This window comes from Oxalobacter paraformigenes (assembly GCF_000158475.2).
In the GTDB taxonomy this organism is placed as follows: Bacteria; Pseudomonadota; Gammaproteobacteria; order Burkholderiales; family Burkholderiaceae_D; genus Oxalobacter; species Oxalobacter paraformigenes.
The window spans coordinates 1,795,302-1,806,203 of the sequence record NZ_KI392031.1; the positions used below are offsets into that span (position 1 = coordinate 1,795,302).

The 10,902-nt window shown below is 44.4% G+C and carries 12 protein-coding genes and 1 tRNA gene; 7 read left to right on the forward strand and 6 right to left on the reverse strand.

Annotated features, from left to right (window positions below; translation table 11 throughout):
* Window positions 1-1,128, reverse strand: coding sequence for an LPS export ABC transporter permease LptF (gene lptF, locus OFAG_RS12610; RefSeq protein ID WP_020995368.1), 1,128 nt, complete (start codon window positions 1,126-1,128; stop codon window positions 1-3).
* 35 nt (window positions 1,129-1,163) lie between these two features.
* On the opposite strand from lptF, the gene OFAG_RS12615 reads away from it, so the two are divergent.
* Window positions 1,164-2,666, forward strand: coding sequence for a leucyl aminopeptidase (locus tag OFAG_RS12615; RefSeq protein WP_005875517.1), 1,503 nt, complete (start codon window positions 1,164-1,166; stop codon window positions 2,664-2,666).
* 134 nt (window positions 2,667-2,800) lie between these two features.
* On the opposite strand, the gene OFAG_RS12620 is transcribed toward OFAG_RS12615, so the two are convergent.
* On the reverse strand, window positions 2,801-3,067 hold the full coding sequence (locus tag OFAG_RS12620) for a hypothetical protein (RefSeq protein WP_005875515.1): 267 nt from the start codon (window positions 3,065-3,067) through the stop codon (window positions 2,801-2,803).
* A 117-nt stretch (window positions 3,068-3,184) separates the two neighbouring features.
* A complete protein-coding gene (locus tag OFAG_RS12625; protein WP_005875513.1) occupies window positions 3,185-4,813 on the reverse strand; it encodes an AAA family ATPase in 1,629 nt (542 codons plus the stop codon).
* A 300-nt stretch (window positions 4,814-5,113) separates the two neighbouring features.
* Here OFAG_RS12625 and OFAG_RS12630 point away from each other — a divergent pair, with 300 nt between their 5' ends.
* From OFAG_RS12630 to OFAG_RS12655, 5 genes are all read left to right on the forward strand, one after another.
* Entirely contained in the window at window positions 5,114-5,632 is a 519-nt protein-coding gene (locus OFAG_RS12630) for a DUF4142 domain-containing protein (protein WP_005875512.1), read from the forward strand.
* Window positions 5,633-5,682: 50 nt separating this feature from the next.
* Entirely contained in the window at window positions 5,683-6,084 is a 402-nt protein-coding gene (locus OFAG_RS12635; RefSeq protein WP_005875510.1) for an ElaB/YgaM/YqjD family protein, read from the forward strand.
* Between the two features lie 23 nt (window positions 6,085-6,107).
* Window positions 6,108-6,476, forward strand: a complete 369-nt coding sequence (locus tag OFAG_RS12640; protein ID WP_005875508.1) for a phage holin family protein — start codon at window positions 6,108-6,110, stop codon at window positions 6,474-6,476.
* A gap of 370 nt (window positions 6,477-6,846) precedes the next feature.
* The gene (locus tag OFAG_RS12650; RefSeq protein WP_020995371.1) at window positions 6,847-7,254 is read left to right on the forward strand and encodes a PRC-barrel domain-containing protein; all 408 of its coding nucleotides are present in this window, start codon (window positions 6,847-6,849) and stop codon (window positions 7,252-7,254) included.
* 23 nt (window positions 7,255-7,277) lie between these two features.
* Window positions 7,278-7,589 (forward strand): BON domain-containing protein, encoded by a 312-nt coding sequence (locus OFAG_RS12655; RefSeq protein WP_005875504.1) that lies wholly within the window; start codon window positions 7,278-7,280, stop codon window positions 7,587-7,589.
* A 37-nt stretch (window positions 7,590-7,626) separates the two neighbouring features.
* On the opposite strand, the gene OFAG_RS12660 is transcribed toward OFAG_RS12655, so the two are convergent.
* Window positions 7,627-8,115 carry a dihydrofolate reductase gene (locus OFAG_RS12660; RefSeq protein ID WP_005875502.1) on the reverse strand — a complete coding sequence of 163 codons (489 nt, stop codon included), beginning with the start codon at window positions 8,113-8,115 and terminating at the stop codon, window positions 7,627-7,629.
* 34 nt (window positions 8,116-8,149) lie between these two features.
* Window positions 8,150-9,733 carry a tetratricopeptide repeat protein gene (locus OFAG_RS12665; RefSeq protein WP_231371706.1) on the reverse strand — a complete coding sequence of 528 codons (1,584 nt, stop codon included), beginning with the start codon at window positions 9,731-9,733 and terminating at the stop codon, window positions 8,150-8,152.
* 462 nt (window positions 9,734-10,195) lie between these two features.
* Here OFAG_RS12665 and OFAG_RS12670 point away from each other — a divergent pair.
* Window positions 10,196-10,272, forward strand: a tRNA-Arg gene (locus tag OFAG_RS12670).
* A 301-nt stretch (window positions 10,273-10,573) separates the two neighbouring features.
* Here OFAG_RS12670 and OFAG_RS14425 read toward each other — a convergent pair.
* Window positions 10,574-10,902: hypothetical protein (locus OFAG_RS14425; RefSeq protein WP_231371707.1), on the reverse strand; the 329-nt coding region annotated here is incomplete at its 5' end.

Consider the following 10,902-nt stretch of genomic DNA (forward strand, 5'->3'; position numbering starts at 1 on the left):
CTATTTCCTTTTTTCCTGCAAACGCCTGTGTTTTATGGCAGATAAAAGAACGTAGGGGTGATACCTGCTGTTCACCCCCAGTCGCCATGCAAAAAGCAGGACGATAACAAGCGCTACACTCAAATGCAATGGCCACCACGCCAGGCCGAAAGCCAGTTTTTGCTGGGCAACATAAGCCTGTATGAAACTGGATAAATTACTGTAGGTCATATAGAGCAAAACAGCAATGATCAGATTGAACGACCTGCCGGCTCTCGGATTGACGAAACCCAAAGGAATCGCCAGCAACATGAGCAATGTGGCCATAAACGGCAATCCGATACGCCAGACCAGTTCGCCCAGCTTCTTGCTAGTTGTATCCGTAACTAACTCCAAAGTCGTCATGGATCGGGTAGAAATGTCCGATATCGTTACCTCCCCTTTTGGGGCGATATAAGCCGTATATTTTTCAAACTCCATAATTCTGAAATCGGACTGGTCCGGCGTTTCGTCATAACGTATCCCATCTTCAAGAACGACGAATTTTTCACCTTTTTCATTGGTTTCAAGCGTTCCATTCTGGGAAACCACTGTTGTAATCTTTCCGTTTCTGCTCGAATTGATAAAAACGTTTTTGACTTTACTGAGATCCTCAGACATTTTTTCGACAAAAAACACCCTCTGCGCCGCAGCGGACTCCTGGAATTTTCCCGGAGAAATCCGGGCGATATCTTCGCGCTTCTCGAAACGTTCCCTATACTCGGCGCTTTGGCGATAAGCCCATGGAGTAGCGAAAAATCCCAGCAAGGTCACCAGTACGACAATAGGAAGGGCAAATTCCATAACAGGACGTAACCATCGGGTCAGGCTCAAACCTGAGGCAAACCAGACGACCATTTCCGAATCCTGATAACTTCTTGTTACCACCAGCAGAACCGAGACAAACCCCGTCAGAATCAGTATGATCGGCATATAATTCAACGACGTAAAACCAATCAATGCCATGACATCATCCGACGCAACTCTTCCCTTTGCAGCCTGTCCCAGTATACGGATCAACATCATCGTGATGGTAATCGTGAACAACGTCAAAAATACGCCAGCCGCTGTACTGAACAGTTCACGTTTAAGCGCACGTTGAAAAATCATGAAAAATTACAATGATATGTGGAGGATTATAAAAAATGGACTTTAGCATAAAATCAGCTGATAAAAAAAACTCTCTTAATACAGTCAAAACTGGCTGTCTGGTCGTCGGCATTTATGAAGAACAAAAATTGACTGACGAAGCAATAGCTCTCGATATTGACGGGAGTGTCACCCACATGCTGGAAAGCGGCGATATCAGCGGTAAACCGGGTTCCACCTTACTTGTCAATTCTCCGAAAGGAATCGCTGCCAAGAGACTCCTTCTGCTCGGCCTTGGAAAAAAACCGGTCGGTGAAAAAGATTTCAGAAAAGCTATCGAGACGGCCATCAAGTCCATAAAACCGCTTAACACAGACGACCTGTTAATTGCGCTGCCGTTTGACACCATTTCAAACCGAGATTTATCGTGGGCAATTTATTGCGTCCTGTCGGAATTTCATGTTCAACTTTACCAAAGCGACACATTTAAAAATAAAAAAGAAGCTTCCACTAAAATCCGAAATGTGTCATTTTACCTTCCTTCCGGAGACGTGACCATTGCCAAAAATGCATTGCATCAGGCAAAGGCCATTACCGATGGCATGACCCTTGCACGCAATCTCGGCAATCTTCCAGCCAACATCTGCACACCAACGTATCTTGCAAAACAGGCAAAATCTCTGGCACAGACTTATAAATTCGGCATTGAAATACTGGACAAAAAACAGATCGAATCGCTGAAAATGGGCAGTTTTCTATCGGTTGCAAGGGGAAGTGACGAACCTCCCAAATTCATTGTTCTAAAACATATGAAAGGGAAATCGAAAGAAGCGCCTGTGGTTCTGGTCGGCAAGGGCATTACCTTCGACTCCGGAGGCATTTCACTGAAACCGGGAGCGGGCATGGATGAAATGAAATTCGACATGTGCGGGGCAGCTTCCGTGCTGGGAACATTCAAGGCCATTGGCGAGCTGGATCTCCGGCAGAACATTATCGGAATCATTCCCGCATGTGAAAATCTTCCTTCCGGCCATGCCAATAAGCCGGGCGATATCGTTACATCCATGTCCGGCCAGACTATCGAGATTTTGAACACCGATGCGGAAGGTCGTCTTATTTTGTGCGATGCGCTGACTTACGCGGAAAGATTTCATCCGGCCATCGTTATCGACATCGCCACACTGACAGGCTCATGCGTTGCCGCTTTGGGACATGTTAACAGTGGTTTGTTTACCCGACTGGATGATGCACACGATAAACTGGCCAACGACCTGATCGACGCCTCAAAAAGAAGCAACGACCCTGTGTGGCGCATGCCGGTAGAAGACGCCTATCAGGAACAGCTGAAATCGAATTTTGCAGATATGGCCAATATTGGAGGTCAACCGGCGGGCTGTGTTACCGCTGCCTGCTTTCTGGAACGGTTCACGAAAAAGTACACCTGGGCTCACCTGGATATTGCCGGGACAGCCTGGAAAAGCGGACCTGCCAAAGGCGCTACAGGACGACCCGTTCCGTTGCTTTGCACCTATCTGATACAGCGGGAAAACAAGCGCTGAAAAAATACGGCTTTAGGTTTTTCAAACCTAAAGCCGTATTCCATTTCTTTCGTAAAACCAGTCCTGCTCTCCTTGCATTACGGATAAAAACCGAATCCGCCCTGTTTTGCGTACCGTTAGCAGCCCTTTTACGATTATTGTACGGAAGTTTCTTCCGTTACTGTTCTCGTTTTCCTGACCTTGGTTTTCTTCTTGCCGTATCTGGCCTTGTTCACTTTCTGTTCGGCAGGTTGTGCATCCTGCATCTGTATCTCCCGAGCCTGCTTCAAGACAGCTTCCGCAGCAGCGGGATCAGTCGTTACCACAATATCGGACGGAGGATAATACTTGGCCGCAAAAGCGACACTTACCATTGCCGACAATAAAACAAACAAAACGGAATGAGATATTTTCTTCATCATGAGCTCCAAAAAAAATGATACACGTTATTTGTGTCTGCTTCCGACACAATAAGCCCAGAATAAGAAAACAAGGGACACACTCTCTTGATACGACGCAAGAAAAACGCAACAAGACTCCTACAATCCTCTAAACTGCGCACATGTTTTAAACACCTCCAATGTCGGTGTTACATTTTTCTGACGGCACCATTTTGCTGTCAATTTCAACAATTCCTTGATGTCCCTACCGGAGACGCCACTGAAGTGCATAACCAGATTGTCGACCAGCTCTTCCGTAAGCGGGAACTGAAACTGATCGGCGAGAACGTTCCATATCCGCCTGGCATCCTCTTCTTTCGGAACGGCATAACGGATCGTTGCGATACACCGCGAAGCAATGGCATCATCCACATCGTCTACCCGATTGGTAGTCAGAAACAGCAATCCGTGGAAATATTCCAGCGTTCGCAAAAAAGAAGCGACAACCGCATTGTGATCGATTTCGTTTCCGCGCCGACGGATATAAACATCCGCCTCATCAATCAACATGACCGCACCCCATCGTTGTGCCCGTTTCAATACCTTTTCGAGATTTTTTTCGACATTTTCCGAAGAAACACCCAGCTGTCCTGAATGGACACGATATAACGGTCTTCCCACCACTTCCGAATAAACTTCTGCTGTAAGCGTTTTACCCAGTCCTGGCGCGCCTTTGCACAGTATTGTTGTGCCTCCCGATTTACCGGCCACAATATCGTCCATCAGTATATCCATATCCTGCGTCAGGATATCGATCAGATCGCGATGTTCTTCCGGCAAAATCAGTTTTTCACGAAGACTGGCGTCATACCGATAGGCAGTCAGATTATCCACATGAATCCACATGTTGGTATGGGTTTCAAGGTTGAAGCACAGAATTTGCGGATGAACGGGAATTTCATTGAAATTCAATCCGAAACTTTCCCAGAAAGGCGAATTGACTCGGGTAAAAAATTTCCGGTGAAGCAGTCCTTCATCGTTTATCACCCGGCAAGGCGTATCCAGCACTACCCGTTCAGGATAATGGGTTCTTTCATCCATGTCGACTTCCATGCCGCTGCCTGTCGCCCAGAATTGACAGTTCATCTTCGGCAGAATTTCGGCAAAAGTTTGCATGGATTTAAGATAACCCACTTTCAATTCCGGGGTTTCTTTCATGAATCCCTTCATTGCCAGCACATCTGCAATTTTCTTGAATTGAACGTCTTCGGCAAAGAAGTAAGACACTCTTGAAGCCGGTCTGACCAGATCGTCGCGACGGCTCGGGATACTGTTCGCGGTCAGGTAAACAGCCACACATGGCGGAGCATTCGACGCTTCCTGATACGCTACATCCGTCACCAGCCAGGGCACATGTTCGCCATCCTGACCGATTGTATAGAGCCACCCGTCAATAGCATCCTGCTTGATATATTCTCCCAACGCCTGAGCCAGTATAACCAAATCGAAAATTTCAATATTGGCGGGATCTTTGGACGCCGCTCTCAAGCCGGCAACCGTTCCTGCCATAGCGCGATGACCGCCCTGCGTCAATTTCTCCAATACCCAGTCTTTCGCAATTTCATCCAGCTCGTTATATGAAATGGTTATCTCATCGTCCCCTCTCAAGAGAAGATACGCCGGAATATTTTTAGCCCAGTCTGCATGAGCGAAACTTTCTTTGGCTTCTTTAGCGATGGCCGCAGAGATGGTTATCGTAATACCGCGGGAAGATTCTTCATAGTTCATTCCAATACTCCAGTGCAAAGGGGCAACTCGGGCAACACATTGATAAAAATCACTTACTGAACACAAGGCTATTTTAGCAAGTCTCGCACTCAACATTCATCTTTTTGAACAATTCGGCAAAATTCTTTTCATCTTCCCGAACAGATCAGCCTGACTCCGGGAAAAATATGTTTAGCCAGAGAATCAAATTTAAAAAATATGACGCTGTCAGCTTTCATTCATTGTCCTGGCTCAAACGGGAACTCCCGGTTTTTAATCACACTCTAATCTCAAACTTTCATTTCAACTTTGGAGAATAAAATGAAAAAGATTATAACCTGTCTGTTCCTGATGGTTTTTGGTCTCGGCGTTTCAATTGCTCATGCGCAAAATTACAACAGTGCCCCGGAAGTTGCCTCTACACTCTGGGCAATTAACAAAGCAGAGATTGAAACCAGCAAATTGGCAAAAAACAAGACAAGCAGCCCTGCTGTCCTTCAATTTGCCGATCAGATGTTTAAAGAACATCAAAATGCCCAGAATAAATTGGAAAAAATTCTGAAAGACAACAATATCAACAAAATCTCAAGTGCCGATGCGAGAACTATCCGTGGCGAAGCCCGCAAAACCATGCGCATCCTGAAAAAACAGGAAGGAATCGCATTTGACAGGACTTTTATGAATTACCAGATCAACGCTCACAAAAAAGCGCTTGAAATTATTAACGGATATATTCTTCCACGTGTCCAAAATGCCGCTTTGAAAACCTATACACTCGAGCTGAAACAACATATTGAAAATCATCTTCAGGAAGCGTCAAGAATAGGTGGAACAATCTAATTCATTTCTCCTCAAAGACCGTGAAAAAATATTTTATTGCGAGACTAATCATGCTTAATTCGCCAGATCAAAAAGACCAACAGGACTTGAAAGAAAAGATGGAATCGGTTTCCGAACAAATCGACATCTCAAAAAGCGATTTTATGTCGGCTACCGCCAATATCAAGGAAAACCTCAACTCTGAAAGCGAACGTTTCAAGGAAGACCTGAAAGATCTGAAAGACAGAATCATGGATTTATCCGGAAAAGGAATAAACGTCGCCAGGCAGACTCTCAATTCCAACCTTGAAACTGCAAAGACGAAAGCCAACAAGGCCGCGCATTGTGCGCTTGAACGTGTTGAAGAAGGTCTTGAAACGACGAGTAACTATGTAAGAAGAAAACCCTGCCAGTCGCTGTGTATAGCCCTTGGCATCGGTTTTCTCCTGGGCAAACTTATGTCGCGTAAATAACAACTGCTGCGAGGAGTTCTTCTGTGATCAATCATTTTAGAAGCCTTCGGGAAATCGGAAAATATGTCGCTCAGCGATCAGGAAATTATTGCAAACTTCTGATTGTTGAAATAAACATCCAGAAGCAACTCCTCATTAACAGACTGGTATGTCTTGCCATCTTTTGTATTTTCTCGTTTTTGTCACTCGTTTTTCTGGGAATCGCTATCATTTTTTCTTTTATCGATACGCCGTATATTATTATTGCGGCCTGGGCTGTTTTCTTTTTATATCTCATGGTTTCCATTATTGGCATATACATTTATGCAAGAAATCGTTCAAGAAAACCGCCGTTTTACGAAATCGAAAAAGAATTAAAACAGGATATCGAAATGATTAAGGACTTATTATGAACAGTCTTTCCCGACTTGAAAATGAAAAACAAATTCTCGTTAACAATCTCAAATTAACAAGAATTTCCTGGAAGATGGATTTTATAAAGGATGAATTAGCCTATAAACAGTATGAAGATTACATGGGTCGGTTTTTCCCGAGAAGTATATTCTTCAGACTGATAACAAGACACCCTTCATTTTTTGTATTACCGTTTTCTTTCTTGATGCTGAAAAAGTCCTTTTTCTTCCTCAATCTGATAAGAAAACTGTTCTGATTCATGAATTTGGTCAATCCGCTTAATCGCGACTGTTTGAGTGGCATCAATCTGGATAAGGGAAAAAGCAGGTATTTTTCTTAACTGTTCTTTCAATTACGGTGGAGGGTAACATGAGCTATTTGTTAAATGATGTGTATGGTATGTATAAATGCGATATTTCGGGCGGCATCTGCTTCATGGGAGCAAAAACGATTATCGGGGAAGAAGTCATCGGAAAAGACGGCAAGAAACTGGGAAATATTGAAGAATTGATGATTGATATGAAAACTCGCCATGTAGCGTATGCACTCATGTCTTTCGGCGGATTTTGGGGTATGGGAGAACGACTCTTCGCTGTTCCGTTCCGTGCGCTGAAAAACGATGGGGAAAAAGGGCATCTGTTTCTGGATGTCGATGAAGAAGCGATCAACAACGCCCCTTATATCGAGAAGGATTATTGGCCTGATATGGCAGACAAAAACTGGATTCGGGAAATTCACGCATTCTATGGTGTCGAACCTTATCAGATGGGTATGTAACAATCTTTTAAAAAGAGGATTTCATGAAGCTCTCTAAACATATTTTTGCTCTCTTTATGGCTCTGTTTCTGGGAAGCCTGGTCGGTTGCGCATCCGCTCAACAGCATGAAAGTGCATCGGAATACATTGACGATGCTGTTATCACGACAAAAGTCAAAGCGGCATTGTTCAACGATCCCGATTTGAGCGCGGCCGAAATTAATGTTGAAACGTATAACGGAGAAGTTCAATTAAGCGGTTTCGTCTCCGCTCCAAGCCAGATCAGTCAGGCGGTACAGGTTGCAAAAAATGTCGAAGGTGTAAGAAAAGTGAAAAACAGCCTGCTGGTTAAATAGAAGGAATTCGGCCAGTTAAACTGGCCGAATAAATCCATCATTTTTTGCCTATTCTCTGGAATTCAACAAACGCATACGGAATCGCTGCCTCGATTTCCTTTCTGGATTTTTCCCGAAACAAACTCTCAGGCAATTCAGGATAAAGTGTTTCTCCCTCAAAAACGGCATGGACAATTGTCAGATAAACCTTGTCGGTTATTGGCAAAGTCTGGGCAAACAGTTCCCCCCCGCCGCCGATCACAATTTCTTCCAGTTTCAGCTTCTTTGCCAGTGCAATCCCTTCTTCTACACTATGTACGACATGCGCTCCGGGTATCTGATAATCCTTTTGCCGGGTTACAATAATCGTTGTCCTGTCCGGCAATACCCTCCCTATTGATTCATGGGTTTTTCTCCCCATAATCAGCGCTTTGCCTACTGTCAGATTCCGGAATATCTTTTGTTCGCCGGGAATATGCCAGGGCATTTGGCCATTTTTTCCGATCACCCTGTTTTCCGCCATAGCGACAACATGCGATATAAGCATCCAATTCTTTCCTTTTCAAGCGTTCGTACACTATTTATAGTCCGATTTCCAGACGACGCAATGTCGAATTCAAAAGTTCGTTATCGGGATTTTTCTTTTTCACTTGCAGTAATAGCGAACGAGCTTCCTGCTGTTCTCCTTTAATCCACAATACTTCTGCAAGATGAATCGCTATTTCGTTATCCGGACGCAACTGGTAAGCTTGTCGCAAATTTTTTTCAGCCAAGTCCAGTTTCCCCTGTCTGTATAAAACCCATCCAAGACTGTCCGTAATAAAAGGGTCGTCCGGTGCCAGCTGCAGTGCTTTTTCGATCAGCGTAAAAGCTTCATCCAGTCTGAGCTGGCGATCAGCCAGTGAATATCCCAAAGCATTATAGGCTTGCGGATGATTCGGATCGATTTTAATAATGCGTTTTAACGCTTTTTCCATCTCAGCATATTGCCCAAGATTTTCAGCTGTCAAAGCGTAATCATAAAGAATATTGGTATTTTCGGGAAATTCGGCCATTCCGGCTTGCAATATATTCAAAGCTTCTCTGGTTTTTTTGGCGTCTCTTAAAATTTGGGCTTCAGTCAGTAACAGTCTTTCACGCTCATAAGGATTTTTACTTTCCATATCCGCAATGATCTTGCGCGCCTTGTCCACCTTTCCTTTCCTGGCATAGATTTGGGCTTTTTTGATATCGACCCCCAGCGCAACCTCATCATCGGCATCAGGATTAATTTGGGAAAGCCATTGCAAGGCCTTGTCATAGTGGCGTTGTTCCTCCGCTATTTGCGACAGCAAAAACAAAACTTGCGTGGATTCCGGTTTTTCTTTCTCTTGCGCCGCTGCCGCAACCAGATAACTTTGCAGGTATTTTTCTGCTGCCCGGTAATCGTTTTGCTGAACCGACAAAAGGCCGAGCGAGTAAAGGGCCATCAAATCCTGGGAGTCTGAGCTCAACAGCTTTTCAAATTCCTGTTTGGCCTGTTCATATTTTTTCTGGCCTACCAGTAAACGGGCCAGTGACACTCTGACTTCACGTGAAGCGGGATATTTTTCCAGAAATCCGGAAAGGACTTCGACCGCAACAGAAGGACTGGCAGACGCCTGGGCAAATGTCAAAACAGCCATTTCCGAATCCGGTTTCAAAGCCAGCGCCTTTTGAGCTTCCTCCCTTGCCCTGGCGGAATCATTTTTCAGCAGTGCCGAAATCGCCAATGACACATGCGCCTCTGGCATATTCTGATAGGGAACCAAAACCTCTTCCAGGACGGCAAACGCATCCGATTTATCTTTTGTGCCCGCCAGTATCTGCTGGAGCTGATAAAACAGGGAAACGCGTTGTTCCGGAGACGCGGCAGCCAGTTTTGATGAAAACATATCTTTTACTTCATCGAGTCTGTTGTCCAGAACCAGAAAACCAACCAAGTATCTTTCCGCTTCACCGGATTGCGGAGCCAAACGATACCAGAGACGGACAGCCTGCAGTGCATCCTTTACATTTCTGTTTTTAACGGCAATTTCTGCCGCTCGCCTGGCCAATCTGGGATCACCGGTTTCTTTTGCAACGTCCAGCATGGTCTCATACGCATAAATATCGAGTCCCCGCTGTTCAGCAATATCCGCACTCAATATCTGGTATAACAAATCGTTGGTTAAAAGAAGCTGCGGTAAAACTTCAGGAACACGGCTTGCTCCTGAAGTTTTTGCTGTAAGCAAATCAACCTGATTTATCCCACCAGCAGTTTGTCCTTTTTTGGTACCTGTCTCCTCAGTACATCCAGGCTTTTCCGCGCAAAGCGCCTTTTTGTCGACAGGCTCAGCTTTCAATGGATGAACCGACAGACACAATGAGCACAGAGTAACGGCAAGCATTCCCTGCAAAAAATATTTTTTCCGGATTTTTGTCAACATAATCTGTTATGGTGAAAGCGTTTTCAATTAACAGGATTTTACCTGCCCGTATCTTGTCAGCCTCAAACCTTGAACAATATTCTTCTATCTGAAGATAATACCGATTTTTTACCGTTTTTATACAACGAACAGAAGAAAATAATGTTCAATTTCAAAAAATAAGCTATAATATACTTCTTCGCGGCTGTAGCTCAGCTGGATAGAGTACTTGGCTACGAACCAAGGGGTCGTGGGTTCGATTCCTGCCAGCCGCGCCATATTTTAAACGGATCAGTTAGTTTTAGCTGATCCGTTTTTCATTTTTGTCTGCGGAAAAATCTTTTTGCGTACTGTTTTTTCCAGTACATTGAAAAATCCGACCAAACCCGGCATAGCGAATTCTGCAATTCTTTCTATTCATTTGTCAGCAGCAACAAAAAAGCAGATAAAGCAGCTTCTTCTAAATAGAAAAAATCCATCTCACTCATTGTTCAAATCCCACTTTTCAACAAGCCCTTACTGAAAAATCTGGCAGAAAAAACAATCCGGCTGCTGCACCTTCCGGTTCACATGACCTTTTCAATGGCTATTTTGAGAAAGGTAGCAGAAACATCCCAAGACATGCTGAACTGGAAAAAAGCAGCATTGCAAAATTGCCTCAATTCCCATTTTCGGTGCCGCCTCAAATAGTTCAAGAAGCATAGCCAAGATGGAGGGATGCTTTGATGGGGTGATATGGCTTCCTGAAGTTGATGGAGGAAACGTTGTTGTTCTTGCTTTCAAGAGATCACCTGTGGTTGATTTCGAAGAGCTGTATCGCCGGGCAAAAATCATCCAGAGACAGACCAGGTTAAAATCGGGATTGTGGATAGAGTATTTGAAGGGTTGGATGAGAGGGGAGTGAAGAT

Bases quoted from the DNA above. Each gene is read 5' to 3' on its own strand.
- lptF (WP_020995368.1), bottom strand. From the start codon at position 1,128: ATGATTTTTCAACGTGCGCTTAAACGTGAACTGTTCAGTACAGCGGCT.
- OFAG_RS12615 (WP_005875517.1), top strand. From the start codon at position 1,164: ATGGACTTTAGCATAAAATCAGCTGATAAAAAAAACTCTCTTAATACA.
- OFAG_RS12620 (WP_005875515.1), bottom strand. From the start codon at position 3,067: ATGATGAAGAAAATATCTCATTCCGTTTTGTTTGTTTTATTGTCGGCA.
- OFAG_RS12625 (WP_005875513.1), bottom strand. From the start codon at position 4,813: ATGAACTATGAAGAATCTTCCCGCGGTATTACGATAACCATCTCTGCG.
- OFAG_RS12630 (WP_005875512.1), top strand. From the start codon at position 5,114: ATGAAAAAGATTATAACCTGTCTGTTCCTGATGGTTTTTGGTCTCGGC.
- OFAG_RS12635 (WP_005875510.1), top strand. From the start codon at position 5,683: ATGCTTAATTCGCCAGATCAAAAAGACCAACAGGACTTGAAAGAAAAG.
- OFAG_RS12650 (WP_020995371.1), top strand. From the start codon at position 6,847: ATGAGCTATTTGTTAAATGATGTGTATGGTATGTATAAATGCGATATT.
- OFAG_RS12655 (WP_005875504.1), top strand. From the start codon at position 7,278: ATGAAGCTCTCTAAACATATTTTTGCTCTCTTTATGGCTCTGTTTCTG.
- OFAG_RS12660 (WP_005875502.1), bottom strand. From the start codon at position 8,115: ATGCTTATATCGCATGTTGTCGCTATGGCGGAAAACAGGGTGATCGGA.